This window comes from Paenibacillus sp. FSL H7-0918, from assembly GCF_038007025.1.
Taxonomy (GTDB): Bacteria; Bacillota; Bacilli; order Paenibacillales; family Paenibacillaceae; genus Paenibacillus_AQ; species Paenibacillus_AQ odorifer.
Window position 1 is genome coordinate 877,118 of record NZ_JBBOWJ010000001.1, and the last position, 16,814, is coordinate 893,931.

Here is a 16,814-nt window from a genome sequence, read left to right on the forward strand (position 1 = left end):
TTTACGAAAGATTATTCCCTTCTTCGTAAGCAAACTCTTTATTTAAACAAACCCGTTCGCCGCCAAAAAATCATGACTAATCCCGGAGCGGCTCTCGCCTTCCTCATCTTGGGCGGCTGAGCCATAATGCAATAAATGATCTACATATTTGCCAAGTACATCACACTCGATATTTACACTATCCCCAGCCCGTTTGTGCGTCAGAACTGTTTCCCCTAACGTATGCGGAATAATGGACACTGCAAGCGATGTGGCTGTAGTCTTCACTACAGTTAAACTAATGCCGTCGATCGTGATCGATCCCTTGGGGATAATATATTTAAATAGTGATTTACGATCCGGTGCAATCTCGAATACAACAGCATTCTGATCACGTTTTACACTTTTAATAATGGCAGTGCCATCAACATGTCCTTGAACAATATGCCCTCCAAAACGCCCGCCGGCTGCCATCGCTCGTTCCAGATTCATCCGGCTGCCGGGCTTCAGCTCCTTCAGATTGCTATTCCGGTAGGTCTGCGGCATTACATCCACTGTAAAGGAATGATCGCCCAAAGTTGTCGCAGTGAGACAAACCCCATTGACGGACACACTGTCACCGATTTTTAGATCATCCATGATGACCGAAGCGGCAATATTCAGCACCATCATTTCCCCACCGGCGGAGACACTGCGCAAAACACCAACCTCTTCAATTAATCCGGTGAACATGATATCCCTCCTAAAAAGCATTACTTCCTAAATTAACTTCTTGCATAGCTTTTGTTAGCGTACCGGAGTACCGCTGATACATACATTATCTCCTAGCACTTTTACTTCCAATCCTTCAAGTGAGATCGCATCCTTCATCAGCTCTACACCCGGAAATACGAAAGTCCCTTTCGCTTCTGCACCACCGCCGACAATTTTTGGAGCGAAGAAAAGAATCACACGATCCACTAGCCCACTCTCCAGCATCGCGCCATTCAGCGTCCCCCCGCCTTCCAGTAAAATAGAGCCTATCTCCATTTCGCCAAGAGATATCATGGCCGCCTTCAGATCCACTCTTGGACCTGCTCCGCACACAACGATTTGAATGCCTGCTTCCAGCAGTGCAGCCTTTTTAGCAGGATCTGCAGCATCGGTTGTTACAATAAGTGTAGGCGCTAGACCATCACATACAACTGCCGAATCCAGAGGAATACGTAGCCCGGAATCAATGATGATCCGCGTCGGGTTAATGCCAGGCACTTCTGTTCTTGTTGTCAGAGAGGGATTATCAGCAATCACTGTATTCACACCGACCATGATACCCTGATGCCGATGCCGCAGCGTATGTACGATCTCCCGCGCTTCCCCATTCGAAATCCATTTACTGTCACCAGATTTGGTAGCTAGATTGCCATCAAGTGTACTTGCACTCTTCAGCGTAACAAAAGGTTGTTTTGTCAAAATATATTTGATAAAACGCTCATTTAATCGAAGCGCGCGATCACGCAACAAACCGACTTCGACCTCAATCCCTTGGTCACGCAGCATTTGGATTCCTCTTCCTGCCACCTGGGGGTTGGGGTCTTCACAAGCAACTACAACCCTAGCTACCCCTTCATCGATCAGCCTTTGGCTGCAAGGTGGAGTTTTTCCATAATGGCTGCACGGTTCTAGTGTGACATATGCCGTACTGCCCTGTGCCTGCCCAGCTGCCATATTCAAGGCGTGCACCTCGGCATGCCCCGTACCTCGCTGTAAATGAGTTCCGAGTCCAATCATTGCTCCATTCTTCACCACAACGCAGCCAACAACAGGGTTAATTCCCGTCTGTCCTTGGGCACGTTCGGCCATGTCCAGTGCTAGCGACATATAAAACTCATCATTCATGTTGTCCATCTCTTCCTCCTATCCACTGCTGTCAATTCTTAAGCTAAAAAAAACAGAAAAACCCATCTCATTCTCCAGGAGGAGTTCAAGATGGGTTATGCGAGAGTTCATCGGCAGTCCAAATAAAAGTGTGCTTAAATAGCCGTCAATTGACGGGTATTGTGAAATATCGCACATGATTATATGAAAACACTGCGGTCCGCCAGTCCATTGCAGACAAGCGGTTAACCTCTCCTTCTTCCATCCAGACTATACTGTCGGTCCCGGAATTTCACCAGGTCCACCGTTCGCGTCAACAACGCGAGCCGGGTAGCGGACTGAGCACTGTAGATAAACTGAATAAGTTATTTCTACAACAGCATCACCGCCGGTAGGGAATTACACCCTGCCCTGAAGGATTGATCCTTTATTTAATTGAGATTCAAGTTTTCCTTACTAACAAAATTATCACTTACACCAGCGAAATGCAAGTGCGTTTATTATATTTACTTAAAATTTGTAACTAGATTATAGATTGTACTGAGTTTATAAAAGGAAACCAAGAAGCGCCAGGACAAGGACTCCTGGCGCTTCTTGGTTATATTTCAGGATTACAAACCACGTTCTTGTTGTTTCAAAAGATCACGAATTTCCGTAAGCAGCACGATATCCTCTGCAGGTGCTGGAGTCTCTACCACTTCAACTTTAACGGCTTCTTTGCGCTGAAATTTATTGGCGAGCTTAATCACCAGAAAGATAGAGAAGGAAATAATAAAGAAATCAACAACCGATTGTAAAAATAGTCCGTAAGGTATTTTCAGGTCCGTAGTGACTTCAAGCACCCGGTCCTTTAAATCTATACCACCCGTAAGCAAACCTGCAATTGGCATAATAATGTCATTTACTAATGAAGTTACAATCTTTCCGAATGCAGCTCCAATAATGACCGCAACCGCTAAATCAAGAACATTTCCTTTTAAGGCAAAAGCTTTAAATTCTTTCCACATATACCAAATAACCCCCAACATATATAATTTGAAATTATTATAGCATAGTAGCTTCCTATTTCTTAAGACTTGTTAAGAAACTATTAAGTTTCCCTTTACTTTTATCTGCCACCGCTGTTAAGAAGTTTCCTGTTAAATAAAGTTTAAGAATTATTTCTTACATGATAGAGCCATGGCTGAAAATGTATTATCTACAAATCAACACATGGATTGAGGTACAGCGATCAGAGCAAACTAAAAGGAAAAACCAAACTGGCATAATGCTGTGGCGGATTTGGTCTTTTATTCCACTAATTTATTAGCTGCTATACAGTATCTTTGCCTTCACTGGTCTTCAAATGAGGCTTCCAAACAAGAAAATGTTGTATACTTCTTATAGCAAGAATTGCGCTTTACAAGCAAGAAAGGACGCTGAGAAATGCACAACGCAACGCTGCTATTGGTGGACGACGAAGCCGAGATTATTAAACTAATGCAGATCTATCTGGAGAACGAGGGTTACCGGCTGTTAACTGCCAAAGACGGGCTGGAAGCACTCGAAATTATCAATAGAGAGATTATAGACCTCATGGTTCTTGATATCATGATGCCTAATATGGACGGCATTGAGGCTTGTATTAAAATTCGTGAAACGCAAAAATTTCCGATCATCATGTTATCTGCTAAAGGGCAGGAACTTGATAAAATCACCGGACTAAGCGTAGGTGCAGATGATTATGTTACGAAACCTTTTAGTCCGCTGGAGTTAGTTGCCCGTGTTAAATCCCAGCTGCGCAGAACTCGAAATTACATGGCAGATCTAAACGCCAAACAGGATGAAATCATCATTGATGGCTTGGTTATTAATTCGGTTACGCATGAAGTAAGTGTGGATGATCACCCAGTTAAGCTTACCCCGCGAGAATTTGCGATTCTAGAGCTGCTCGCCCGTAATAAGGGACAAGTCCTAAGCATGGAGCAGATCTACGCCAAAGTATGGAAAGAACAATTCCTGGAAAGCAACAATACACTTATGGTGCATATTCGTAAAATCAGAGAAAAAATAGAAGAAAATCCGCGTAAACCACAATACTTAAAAACGGTATGGGGCGTTGGCTACAAACTGGAAAAAGGAGGTCCTTCTAGTTGAACTTTAAACGATTCGATACCCTATCCTGGAAAATAGTTGGCTTCAGCTTAACGAGCCTAGCACTCACCGCTTTAATCTTAATGGGCGGCTATTATGGCACTTCACTATTGCTGTGGTTAAATCCTTCACGCTCCTTTTGGGGAGTCAGACTCATTCTCTGGGTGATCAATACCATTGGATCAACGCCAGTTGTGATTCTTATAGGGATTCCTTTATTTATTTTTTTCATCCTAAAGCTGTCCAGAAATACAACTAAGAATCTTCATAACATTACTAGCGGAGTTCAGGCCATTGCGGATGGCAATTTGTCTTTCAAGGTGCCGGTAACAGGTACGGATGAACTCGGAAAGCTCGCTGAAAATATGAACACTATGGCTGGCAAGCTAAAATCTGCTATAGAGGAAGAACGAGCCGCTGCAAAAGCCAAAAACGACCTAATCACAGGTGTGTCCCATGACCTCCGAACCCCACTAACCTCTGTTCTCGGATTCCTTGAATATGTGGAGAAGGATCGTTATAAAAACGAGGTTGAGCTGCGTTATTATGTGAATATTGCCTATGAGAAATCTTTGACTCTTAAAAAGCTAATCGACGATTTATTTGAATACACTCGCGTCAGCAGCAGCGGATTACCGCTAAATATTGAGCCTGTAGATCTCGGCAAGCTGCTCGAACAGCTGATTGAAGAATTTGCACCCGTACTGGAACAAGCAGATATGACCTACCGCATTCATACGGATACAGCTCCTCTGATTATCAACGGAGATGCGGACGAGCTGGTGCGATTGTATGAGAACCTATTTACCAATGCCGTAAGATACGGAAAGGAAGGAAAAATTCTAGACATTTCTGTTGTTAGAAAAGACGATAGAATAGTTGCTCTATGTACGAATTACGGTACTCCTATCCCTGCATCCGACCTCCCCCACTTATTTAAACGCTTTTATCGTGTCGATAAATCCCGCTCCCGAGAGACAGGCGGAAGTGGCTTAGGGCTCGCCATAGCCAAGAGTATTGCAGAGCTTCACGGCGGAACCATTACAGCCAAAAGCACACGCAAACAAACTGAATTTGAAACCTCTTTCCCTGTGAGCGAATGATGCTTGCGGGGATTTTTTGTACAATCTCAACCATTAAGAAAATGATAAGAATTCATAACATAAAGCCTTAAGATCTCTGACTTATAGTGATTTCATACTAAATCTGCTATAAGTGAGGATTGTTGTTATGCTATTTAATTCGTATCCCTTTATGTTTGGTTTTCTGCCTATCGTGCTGGCCGGATATTTTATTCTGAATCGTCTTCGTCTCACACTCTGTGCTAAGGTATGGCTTACCCTCGCCTCTTTAGTTTTTTACGGGTATTGGAACATAAAATATGTCCCTCTAATCTTGATATCCATCTTATTTAACTATGTTATGAGCCATTTCATTCATACCACAACAGCTAAGCGTCGCCGGCCGCTGCTAATCTTTAGCTTAAGCACAAATATTCTATTACTGGGCTATTACAAATACACGGATTTTTTTATAGAAAATTGGAATGAGGTGACCGCAAGCAACCTTTCTTTGCACCATCTTATATTGCCTTTAGGCATAAGTTTCTTTACCTTTACACAAATCGCCTACCTCGTTGATGTTTACCGGAACCAAGCGCGTGAGTACAATCTTTTGAATTACACGCTATTTGTGACTTTTTTCCCGCATCTGATCTCCGGTCCTATCCTTCATCACAAGGATATGATGCCCCAATTCGATAAACTGCGAAATAAGGTTTGGAATTGGAACAACATACGGAAGGGGACCCTCTTCTTCAGCATCGGATTAGGAAAAAAAGTCATCCTAGCGGATACCCTAGCTGGTTATGCTGATAACGGTTTTGCAGCGGCAACATATTTTGTAGATTCATGGGTGGCTATCCTTTCCTATACCTTACAAATCTACTATGATTTCAGCGGCTATACCGATATGGCGATTGGAATAGCACTGCTGTTCAACATCCATCTGCCGCAAAATTTCAATGAACCCTACCGAGCCATAAGCATCCGCGATTTCTGGAGACGCTGGCATATTACGCTCAGCCATTTTCTTAGAGATTATATCTACATTCCACTAGGCGGCAACCGGAAAAGCTTCTGGATTTCGATCCGAAATGTCATTATTACTTTTCTGCTCGGTGGTTTCTGGCACGGTGCAGGTTGGCTATTCATCCTGTGGGGGCTCTTGCATGGAGTAGGACAAGCTGTAGAGAAATGTTGGGGACGCTGGGGTTTCTCCCTTCCCAAATGGTTATCATGGTTGCTGACTTTCATATTTGTGAACATCACTTGGGTATTTTTCCGTGCAGAACATATATCGCAGGCATTTCGTTTGTTGAAAGGGATGAGTGGACTTAACGGGGTATCTATGCAATCTATTGGATCGCTTAAATGGGCAATCATCCTGATTCTCATCTTAATGACGATCATTCTCTGGAATCCCCTTCATCTGTTGAACAAACGTAATTTTCAGTATAGCTGGAAAACAGCATTTGTGATGGCATTTATCATTATGTTCTCGCTGTTATTCTTCAACCGAATTACAACCTTTTTATACTTTAACTTCTAGAACTGTAAGGAGGAATGATGATGCTTGCATCACGGCTTCAGAATAATAACAACCCACGTAAATCCCCCGGGATTCATACTAAATCGAAACGTTTCATAGGTTATTTCCTGCTATGTTTTAGCTTGTTAGCGCTTCTAACGGCGCTGATTACTGCTTTTATCGACCCATTACAATTCTATCACCGTCCATCGTGGTATACCCCACTCTTGTCAGAAGAAGAACGTTATCAGAATCCGGGTTTAGCTAAAAATTACGACTACGACAACATTATCATCGGCACGTCTATGACAGAGAACTTTCTTCCCTCTCAAGTAGATGCCAGCTTAGGTGGGACAACCTTAAAGTTATCTATGGAAGGATCCACAGTCGATGAGCATTATAAAATTGCCAAACTTGCCTTGGAGACAGGCAAAGTAAAACAAGTGCTCTGGGGTTTGGATTATTTCTCTTTGAAACTCGCCACAGCCGAAGATGAGGAAGATTTCCCTGACTATCTGTATGACGGCAAACTATGGACCGACTACAAATACTGGTTCAATTCATCTGTATATAAACAATTTATAAGCAGCATCAAAAACAACCTGAGTGGTGAAGCTAAACAGAATTTGGAATATTTATACAACTGGAATAACAAAGTAGTGTTTGGCAAGCAATACGTTGCAGAATCTTACCTAATGGCTTGTGACAAGGAGCTGGATTACGGTACTAACGAGGAAAGCATTGAGCAAGTAAAGGGCTATTTTAATACGTATATCCGTCCTCTGCTGGAGGAATATCCCGATGTCCAGTTTTATTTCTACTACCCACCCTACAGCGTTATGCGTCAGGTCGCTTGGTCTGCCAGCAATCCCGTTCGCTTTAACAATCAGCTTGTCATGCGGCAATGGATATTCGAGCAATTTGAACAGTTTCCAAATGTGAAGCTATACGATTTCCAAGCCGAAGCGGATTGGACATTCAACCTAGACCTCTATAAGGATTTAAGCCATCATAATGGTGAGGTTAACACGTGGATAGCAGAAGCTATCGGACAGGACAATTCCAAATATCGGGTAACTTCCAGCAACATAAAGGCGCTTAATAGCTCGCTGGAATCACAGGCGGAAAGCGCCGTTATGGATAATAACGGAAAAGTTTATCGCAGCAGTGTAAAAGTAAATGGATTACCACTAGCACTTAACATCCGTTTAGTGCAAGGAAATAAAGAATTATGGCTGCCCGCCAAAGATATCGGGACAGCCCTGGGTGCATCCATAACGTGGGATGCGGCCACTAAAACTGTATCGCTTACTTCCGCCGAGAACACCGTTACTATGACTGTGGGCAGTGTCAAAGCACTCGTGAACGGGAAAGCTCTCACCATTGATGTTGCGCCGCTACTGGCAGGAGGAAAAGTTTTAGTCCCGCTAGCCTTTGTTGCGGAACAGCTCGGCTGGAATGTCTCAAGTGAAAAGGAAGGCGAATGGCTGCGGTATAACCTCAGATAACGCCGGTACACTTAAGAATCAGCCATAAAATTTCCAAAAAAAAAGCACAAAAGCACCCGGCATTTATCATGCTGGGTGCTTTTGCATAAAAATCTCAAATCACACTAATCTCGATCACTCTGTTTTACCTCTACGTCTAAATACTCGGTTCATAACAAATCCTATGGTTATCAACCCTATTCCCGACAGATACAGAGGCAAAGGACTGTTCTCACCTGTCTTCGGCAGCTGAGGAGCACCCGAAGTGCTATTGTTCACTGTACCTTTTGGTACTTCTTCATCGTCGATATCAACTTCTCCTAATGGAATTTCTTCTTCGGTAATCTCTTGCTCAGGAGTTCCCTCATCGGTTGATGTCGCGGATCCTAGATCGGCCGCATTTCCAGGACCAGCAGGAACAGCTGGATCATTAATAATTACTTCGGGTACGGGCGAGCTTGTAGACGTGGGTACCACCGAACCTCCAGATGTGCTGCTTGTAGGGATGGGTGTAGGTGCAGCAGTCGCTTCTGGTGATGGAGAAACCGTCGGTGCTGGCGTTGTTGATGGTACAGGTGTTACGGTTGGTTCTGGTGTTGTTGTTGGAGCATCGGTTGGTTCTGGCGTTACCGTAGGCGTGGGCTCCACTGCTTTTTGATTCGTAATCACCAGTTGAATCGCTGACGAGGAACGAATCTCCACTGGATGCTCGGATGTATCGAGCACGTAACCATTTGGAGCTGCTGTCTCCACCAATACATAGCTACCCAGCCATATTTTATTAAATGTAGCTGTACCCTCTGCATCTGTAGTTAGACTGTTAATCAGTACACGTTCCGTGCCATTTAGTCGATACAATGCAAAAGTCGCATCACCAAGCGCCTTTATGTTATCTTCAGCATCTAGCTTCTTAATATTGAGAGTGCCTCTTCCCCCGCTGCCTGTGCCAGAACCGCTGGAGACCCCGACAATAATTTCTTTAGAGGTTTCTTTACTTATTTCGCTGCCGTTAAAACCACTGAAATGTACAGTATTTATTACTTTGTCTCCAGTGTTAGCCACAATCAGGGATTGATATTCGAGAATGTAAGCCCTGCTGATTTCATAGGCAAAGCTTAACTCAAAGGATTGTTTTCCATCGGCATCCGTTGTGATAACAACGCTATAATCAATACCCTGAATCAGTTCAGGACCGCTTTTCGTGATATCTCCGTTCACAGCTACAGCCGTAGGATACAGATGGAATGAATTCTGCAGCAAAATTTGATTAGCACTAGGAGTATCTTTGATTAATGCATCCTTTATTGTGGACTGCCCCCGGTTAATTTGCAGGCTCCAGTCAATTTTATCCCCGTTTTGTGTACCGTCCTTCAGCACATAATCCTCTCCAAAAGGAATTTTTACGGAGGCGGTCAAATCTTTGGAAACCACTTTTGCTCCATCATAGAGATTAGCTTTATTATCAACAGTAGTGCCTATTATTTGCCCTTCAAGACTTGTATTAAATTCAATGTAGAAAGCGGAGTTAATCTTATCTGTAAAAATAACGTTTAATTCATTATCGCTATTTACGCTATAGCTATATTTATTAGGATTCACTTCTGTACCCTTGGTAGGCTCACCATTCTTTGCAATATTCATAGTGTAAACTTTTAGTGAACCCGGAACCAAGGTCTGGCCTGATTTTAAAATATCAACAAGCGCCGGAGCTTCGAGGGTTTTGCCGTTATAATTGGCGCCTATCGTCCAAATAATTTTTTTAGTTGAAGCATCGTAGGCTCCCCCTTTAAATCCATTGCTTTTCGCCTCAGGTCTAGGAATGAATAACCCTTCTGCTTCTATCGTGCGTAAGGCTTCAGTAGTGTCCATCCAGTCTAACCGAACTTTGTTATTGAAATTTTCAGTTTTAGCCCAAATCCAATCCTTGTTAAATTCTGTAGAATAGCTAATCGTATAAAGACCAGATATCGGTGAATTAAACACTACCTTGAAGCCTTTATTAGGCTCGACAGGTGAGTTGTACACTAGATCATAGTTATTTGGATTTAAAACATTCCCATTCAGATTTCTAATCACCAGTGATTCTGGAATAAACTTTAGGCCGCCAAATGGGAAGGATTCGGTAACTGTAACATGGCTCATCGGGTAATTATCACTATTCAATGTGACCTTCCAACCCAATGTTTTATTCTGATAATCTACGGTTGATAAAGTCTTATAAAGAATGGAAGACCGGATTAATCGGGTAGCCTGATCACTATACGTACTATCAGATACTGTATTAGTTATGGTGGCATCCTCAAACACGCGTTTTATCGCTTTTGTCTTATATTCGATTCGATATGGTGAAGTAACATCGTGTGCAAATTGCAATACAAATCCAGACTTATGAACGTCTGACGTGGAAACAACCGTGTAGTCAACATCCTTTGTCAAAACCTTGCCTAACGTTGCACCACCGGAAGAATCCAGCTGCACAGCATATACTTTTAGCGAATCGGTTACCAGCTCTTGAGAATCATCGAACAAATCTGTTAACACAGCGTTTCCTTGCGGGATATTCTTTTCATTGTAGTTATATTCAATTGCCCAGGAAATGATCTGTTTGCCCCCATCATAGCTCGTAGAATACTTTTTCAAGCTTCCTCCACGTTCTACATTCACTGTGGCAGTCGAGCTGGCGGGCTCTTGCCCATCTCCTGAAAAAGTTGCAGTATTGGTGAAGCTTAGCTGATGGTCATTAGTAATCCCTGTGGAATATACAATACGGTAAGCCTCTTTAATCACAGGTTCCGTAAAACGGACAATCAATGACCCTCCGGAGAGCTCTGCAGAGTATTTGCTTGTGTCGAGCAATGCTCCTTCCGTTACTGAACCATCCAATTGAATGCTCAGTTGATACACGCTCACTGTGACTGGAGTATTTAATGATAAGTCTGAAGGGATGGGGTCCGTCACAATGGCATTCCCCACGGCTTCCAAAGACTTATTGACATCAACAGTCCATAATATTTGGTTCGCATTGAAACCTTCGGCAATACCTCTCTTCTCTATAGTCGATCCAACACTTGGTTTAAAATTTACTGTCACTGTCTGAATACCGCCGCTCACGGGAAATAAAATATTCTGTATAGTACTGCCCGAGATTTGCTGTTTATCGAATTTAGTATTTAACCGCAGCGTTCCCTGCACGTCATCATGCGTTTCTATGTAGTCATTAAAAGTCATTATCACTTCATGTGAAATTTGCCTGACTTCAAAGCTCCCTACATCTCCATCCTCAGAGACCAACGGTCCGTTAAAATCATTAAATAACTGGAACTGTTCTGGAAGCTGAAAAGTAAAAGTGTCACCTTGCTTGTAATTATGATTTTTAGGAAGAGACCAATTATAATCCAAGGTAACATTAGCATCTCGTTCGTATACGCTGTTCGTGACCGTGATTCCATCTGGCCCGTACACAGCCATTGAAACACTGGTGATGATATTTCTTTCGTCATCAATCGCAGCCGCTTTTACTTGCGGAGCAAATCCCATGCCATAGGCATATTGGGCCACAAGCATCAAAATAATGACCATTACACTTATTTTTTTCTTAAACATGTTCCTGTTGCCTCCATTTTCTTGTTCTAATTGTTTTCCACCCCTGCATGTTCAAAAGCTTCATATGTAATTCCGCGCCCTACGCCCCATCTTATGTTAATATAATGAAAAGTCTTCCTTATGTGGTGGAGTTGACAGAACATATACATATATACCCATTTTATGGATATCTAGAATCAAGATTATTAAAATTCTCAAACTTTATTTTTGATGGATGTTTTCACGTTCAAAGGAGGTTCGTCTATGCAGCTTTCATCTTTTTTTGATCGCCAGCACGCGGAGGATTTCATCATGTTCTCATCTTCGCATTGGGTTGCGCTGTCTATCATTACGTTAAGTTGTCTACTGCTCTATGGCTTACGGTTTGAAATTCGTACAGATTCAAGACTTCGGCAAAGCGTGCGTTTGCTGCTAATCATACTACTTGTAGTCTCAGAAGCCGGGCTGCAAATGTGGTACATCTCTCAGAACATCTGGCGCTCCAGCTCCTCATTACCGTTCGAGCTCTGTGGAATCACTCTACTGCTGTCTATTATCATGTTAATTTCACGCAGTCGAACCCTTTATTCCTTTCTCTACTTTGCCGGGATCGGCGGAGCATTTATTGCGTTGCTCACCCCTAACCTAGTTTATCCGTTCCCTCATTTCCGCTTTCTCCTGTTTTTTATAGCTCATGGTTCTATTATTCTCGCGTCTCTTTACATGACCTGGATTGAGGGCTACAAGCCGACTTGGAGATCTTTACTCATCACCATGCTCGGCCTCAATATTGTGGCTGCCTGCATCTGGACTGCTAATTACTTCCTAGGCTCAAACTACATGTTCCTATCCCAGAAACCTAGTACCTATTCCGTATTGGATTATTTTGGACCTTATCCTTATTACCTGCTTGTTGAAGAGCTGTTTGCCTTCACTGTGTTTCTAGCTATGTATTTGATATTCTTCTGGCTGCCAGAGCGGCGCAATTCACGGCGTAGACAGGTTAGGCGGATTCTTTAACAACACAAAAAAGCCAGCCCCGATATTCGGAGACTGGCTTTTAACTATTAAATCTTAAGCTTCGATGATTTCTACCGAAGTCATTTTGTCGCGTCCTTTGAAAGCATCAACAAGATCCATGCCTTCTACTACTTTACCAAACACAGTGTGTACTCCATCCAAGTGTGGTTGTGGAGCGTAGCAGATGTAGAACTGGCTTCCGCCTGTGTTCTTACCTGCATGTGCCATAGCAAGTGTTCCGCGTTCATGTTTGTTTGGGTTAATTTCGCAGTTGATTGTGTAACCTGGGCCGCCAGAGCCAGTTCCGTTAGGACATCCGCCTTGAGCAACGAAACCAGGGATAACACGGTGGAATGTCAATCCGTTGTAGAAACCTTCTTTTGCCAGCTTTTCAAAGTTGGCTACAGTGTTAGGTGCATCTTGATCGAACAAGTCCAGCAGCACTACGCCGCCATTTTCTAGAGTGATTTTCGCTTGCTTTGCCATATGTAAATGACCCCTTTCAAAATTAACAAATTTAGAATACCTCAATTATATTACTATGAAACCACGCACAAAGCAAAGCAAGCAGGAGACTTTCCTGCTTGCTCTATATGCTGCTCAACTTTACCCACCTTACAGCAGCAGGCTGTTACTTAGCAACAACTGTCTGTTTGGCGATACGCTCTGGTACAATATCGTTGGCAATAAGATCCGTATAGCTTTCACGACGCACTACAAGATCGCTTTGTCCGTTCTGTACGAATACTAAAGCCGGACGGCGAAGACGGTTATAGTTGCTGGCCATGGAGTAATTATACGCACCTGTGCAGGCTACAGCCAACAAATCGCCGCTTTCAGCCTTCGGCAGCTCTACATCCCAGATCAACATATCTCCGCTCTCGCAACATTTACCAGCGATGGAGACAGTCTCAGTTGCGTCTTCGTTAGCACGGTTAGCAAGCAATGCCTCGTATTTAGACTGATACAAAGCAGGGCGTGGATTGTCGGTCATTCCACCATCAACAGCAACGTACTTACGCACGCCAGGAATGTCCTTGTTGGATCCTACAGTGTACAATGTAGTACCTGCATCTCCAACAATACTACGGCCCGGCTCCACCCAAATTTCCGGCAAAGCACTATAAATTCCAGCAAAATGAGTCTTCACTGCATCCGTAATCGCTGCAACATATTCAGAAACATGTAATGGGGTATCTCCCTCGACATAACGAATCCCGAAACCTCCGCCAAGATTGACTACACGGAAGTCCACTTCCAAGCCTTCTTTAACACTGCGGGCAAAAGTTGCCACACGCTCAACAGCTAGCTGGAAACCATCGGTTTCAAAGATCTGCGAACCAATATGGGAATGCACACCAAGCAGCGTGATATTCTTTTTGCTGACTGCTGCTTTCACTGCTTCATAGGCCGATCCATTACCGATATCAAAGCCGAATTTGGAATCCGTCTGGCCCGTTGCGGTATATTCATGAGTATGCGCTTCTACACCTGGTGTCACCCGCAATAAGATGTTCACATTAACTTCTTTACGTGCGGCAATGGACTGCAAAAGGTTAAGCTCTACCAGATTATCGACTACAAAGCAGCCGATTTTGGCATCAATCGCCATTTCGATCTCTTCAGATGTCTTATTGTTGCCATGAAAATGAATACGTTCTGCCGGGAAGCCAGCTTGCAAAGCTGTATATAGTTCGCCGTCAGATACAACATCCAGTGACAAACCTTCTTCATCAGCCAAACGAACCATTGCCATTACTGAAAACGCCTTGCTTGCGTAAGCTACTTGGAAACCAAGGCCGGAGGCTTTAAAAGCATCCATATATTCCCGGCAACGTTGTCTAACCAATTGCTCGTCCAATATATATAGCGGGGTTCCATATTCCGCTTTCAATTCAGTTACATCACATCCGCCGATCTCCAGATGCCCAGCATCGTTAATGCGGCTAGTACCGTGTAGAAACATTCTTTAGTCCTCCAATTTCTGTGGAATATCAAGGTTCCACCCTGTCTTAGTGTATTCAGTATAACAGACAGTGGGAACTCCATTGAATGGACTAATTTGCAGTAGTTTTGTATTTTCCTACGATTGTTACTCATTCTCTTGAGATGGCGGCATTCTGGTATTGTCTCTGGTTTTGTTAAAAGACGGCCTTTCCTTCGAACTTAAGACCGGTTTACGCAATAGAATTTCACTCATTGCCTTTGCATTAAAGGGTATAAACGGCCACATATATGAGGAGTTATAGGACCGATGAGTGGTTAAGAAGATAGTCAGTAACGTCGTGCCAATCATAAAGCCTGGTACCTGGAACGCCGCTACGGAAATTAATAACACAAGCCTGACTATACGGTTCGCCAGACCCAGCTCATAACTCGGAGTCGCGAACATACCGATTGAGGCTACCGCCATATACAGTACTACTTCGTTTACAAACAGACCGCTCTGCACCGCTATATCACCAATCAATATGGCTGCAATCAGACCCATCGCTGAGCCTAAAGGTGTTGGAGTATGCACGGCGGCCATCCGCAGTAAATCAACCCCAAGCTCTACAATCAGAAACTGAGCGAGAATAGGAATTCTGGCTGTCTTTTGCGGCCCGATAAAATCCAGCATAGCAGGCTTTAACTCAGGATGGATAACAAGCAGCATCCATAATGGGAGCAGGAACATGGAAGCGAAGATGCCGATGAAACGGACCCACCGCAGATATGTCCCCATAAAAGGAGTCTGGCGATTCTCCTCCGCATGCTGGCAAAGATCAAAAAAGGTAGTCGGAAGAACAATTACAATGGGCGAGGTATCCACGAATAATATGACCCGTCCCTCTAATAAATTGGAGGCTACAACGTCAGGGCGTTCAGAATAACGCACCATAGGATAAGGGTTCCACCCTCCGCCGATAATCGCTTCTTCCAATTGCTTATCCGCCAGTGGAATACCATCGATATCGATGCTGTTGATTTTATCGATGACTGACGTTACTTGCGTTTTATCAACGATATCATCGATGTAAGCCACGCAGACATCTGTCCGTGTCCGCCGTCCCACTTGAAACATTTCAAGCTTCAGCCCCGGATCACGTATCCGTCTTCTTACAAGTGAAATATTACTAAGCAGGGTTTCTGTAAAACCATCGCGCGCACCACGCACCACCCGATCAATCGAGGGTTCATCAGGACTTCGCATGGGGTAAGATCTAGTATCCATTAGGATAACTTTGTTCTCACCCTCAATAAATAGTGCGCTCATTCCTTTTAATACTTTATCGAAACATTCACTTAATACACTACCCTCTTCAACTTGAATATGAGGGATGTATTCGTTCATAAAGCTACCTAATACACCTGCGGACAAATTTTCTGAAGAAAGGTAGGTTAGTCGTTTCAGAATTTCATCCGTCACATCTTCGTTGGTGAATCCGCTTAAGCAGAGTAAAGCTGTCTTATGTCCCCCAAAGGACATTTCTCTAAACGTCACATCAAAACTTGTTCCCAGCCCCATCACTTCGGTCAGCGTGTTTTTTGTTTCTTGTAGAGAACCTGGGATATGATCATTGCCTTGCCAATAAATAACGGATTCCTTTAATGAGTTAGAATGCTCACTATCGCGTTTGTTTTGTAGCTTATCTTTACTTTTGTTCTGAGACTGCTGCTGCGCCTGCTTCTTTGAAGGCTTCGGTTGAGCTTGAGACTCCTCCCCAGTACCAGCATCGTTACCTGTTCCGCCTGCTGCCTGAGCATTCTGATCCTGTGCCTCATCATCTGATTCTGAATCCTCTGAATCCATACCAAATAACCTGGCAAAAAAACCTTTACTCGGCTCACTTGGCTCCTGATTGCCGAGCTCATCCGATGCTTCTGCATACTGCTGCTCTGTTCCCTGCTCCGCAGTCGCTTGTGCATCCTGTTGCTCTGTTCCCTGCTCCGCAGTCGCTTGTGCATCCTGTTGCTCTGTTCCCTGCTCTGCAGTGGCTTGTGCATCCTGCTGCCCTGTTCCCTGCTCCGCAGTGGCATCCGCATTCTGCTCCTCTGTTCCCTGCTCCGCAGTGGCATCCACATCTTGCTGCTCAGTACCTAATTCAGCTGATGCCTCTGCATCCTGCTGGTCCTGGCTAGTTTCAGATGTTGTAGAATTTTCCGCTGAATCTTCACTTTCACCGA

Annotated in this window: 12 protein-coding genes and 1 riboswitch; of the genes, 5 read left to right on the forward strand and 7 right to left on the reverse strand. The window is 43.7% G+C overall.

Annotated features, from left to right (window positions below; translation table 11 throughout):
• Nucleotides 1-42: 42 nt before the first annotated feature.
• From ribE to mscL, 3 genes are all read right to left on the reverse strand, one after another.
• Nucleotides 43-711 carry a riboflavin synthase gene (ribE, locus tag MHI15_RS04190; protein WP_076127451.1) on the reverse strand — a complete coding sequence of 223 codons (669 nt, stop codon included), beginning with the start codon at nt 709-711 and terminating at the stop codon, nt 43-45.
• A gap of 54 nt (nt 712-765) precedes the next feature.
• Nucleotides 766-1,866 (reverse strand): bifunctional diaminohydroxyphosphoribosylaminopyrimidine deaminase/5-amino-6-(5-phosphoribosylamino)uracil reductase RibD, encoded by a 1,101-nt coding sequence (ribD, locus tag MHI15_RS04195; protein ID WP_076281426.1) that lies wholly within the window; start codon nt 1,864-1,866, stop codon nt 766-768.
• Between the two features lie 219 nt (nt 1,867-2,085).
• Nucleotides 2,086-2,259: riboswitch (FMN riboswitch) on the reverse strand.
• 188 nt (nt 2,260-2,447) lie between these two features.
• Nucleotides 2,448-2,843 (reverse strand): large-conductance mechanosensitive channel protein MscL, encoded by a 396-nt coding sequence (mscL, locus tag MHI15_RS04200; RefSeq protein WP_076127447.1) that lies wholly within the window; start codon nt 2,841-2,843, stop codon nt 2,448-2,450.
• Between the two features lie 418 nt (nt 2,844-3,261).
• Here mscL and MHI15_RS04205 point away from each other — a divergent pair, with 418 nt between their 5' ends.
• The 4 genes from MHI15_RS04205 to MHI15_RS04220 all read left to right on the forward strand — a co-directional run bounded on the left by MHI15_RS04205 (nt 3,262) and on the right by MHI15_RS04220 (nt 8,066).
• The gene (locus tag MHI15_RS04205) at nt 3,262-3,972 is read left to right on the forward strand and encodes a response regulator transcription factor (protein WP_076219853.1); all 711 of its coding nucleotides are present in this window, start codon (nt 3,262-3,264) and stop codon (nt 3,970-3,972) included.
• Nucleotides 3,969-5,072, forward strand: coding sequence for a sensor histidine kinase (locus tag MHI15_RS04210; RefSeq protein WP_076184051.1), 1,104 nt, complete (start codon nt 3,969-3,971; stop codon nt 5,070-5,072). Before MHI15_RS04205 ends, MHI15_RS04210 begins: the two co-directional genes overlap by 4 nt.
• Before the next feature lie 151 nt (nt 5,073-5,223).
• Nucleotides 5,224-6,579: an MBOAT family O-acyltransferase gene (locus tag MHI15_RS04215; RefSeq protein WP_341164143.1), complete on the forward strand. Its 1,356-nt coding sequence runs from the start codon at nt 5,224-5,226 to the stop codon at nt 6,577-6,579.
• A gap of 20 nt (nt 6,580-6,599) precedes the next feature.
• On the forward strand, nt 6,600-8,066 hold the full coding sequence (locus tag MHI15_RS04220; protein WP_341164144.1) for a stalk domain-containing protein: 1,467 nt from the start codon (nt 6,600-6,602) through the stop codon (nt 8,064-8,066).
• Nucleotides 8,067-8,180: 114 nt separating this feature from the next.
• Here MHI15_RS04220 and MHI15_RS04225 read toward each other — a convergent pair whose 3' ends face one another.
• Nucleotides 8,181-11,648 carry a collagen binding domain-containing protein gene (locus MHI15_RS04225; RefSeq protein ID WP_341164145.1) on the reverse strand — a complete coding sequence of 1,156 codons (3,468 nt, stop codon included), beginning with the start codon at nt 11,646-11,648 and terminating at the stop codon, nt 8,181-8,183.
• A 243-nt stretch (nt 11,649-11,891) separates the two neighbouring features.
• Between MHI15_RS04225 and MHI15_RS04230 the strand changes: the two genes are divergently transcribed.
• Entirely contained in the window at nt 11,892-12,647 is a 756-nt protein-coding gene (locus tag MHI15_RS04230) for a YwaF family protein (protein WP_076127434.1), read from the forward strand.
• A gap of 54 nt (nt 12,648-12,701) precedes the next feature.
• On the opposite strand, the gene MHI15_RS04235 is transcribed toward MHI15_RS04230, so the two are convergent.
• From MHI15_RS04235 to MHI15_RS04245, 3 genes are all read right to left on the reverse strand, one after another.
• The gene (locus MHI15_RS04235; protein WP_036676135.1) at nt 12,702-13,133 is read right to left on the reverse strand and encodes a peptidylprolyl isomerase; all 432 of its coding nucleotides are present in this window, start codon (nt 13,131-13,133) and stop codon (nt 12,702-12,704) included.
• A 145-nt stretch (nt 13,134-13,278) separates the two neighbouring features.
• Nucleotides 13,279-14,613, reverse strand: coding sequence for a diaminopimelate decarboxylase (gene lysA / locus MHI15_RS04240; RefSeq protein ID WP_036676133.1), 1,335 nt, complete (start codon nt 14,611-14,613; stop codon nt 13,279-13,281).
• A gap of 126 nt (nt 14,614-14,739) precedes the next feature.
• Nucleotides 14,740-16,440, reverse strand: a complete 1,701-nt coding sequence (locus tag MHI15_RS04245; protein ID WP_076302799.1) for a spore germination protein — start codon at nt 16,438-16,440, stop codon at nt 14,740-14,742.
• Between the last annotated feature and the right edge of the window lie 374 nt (nt 16,441-16,814).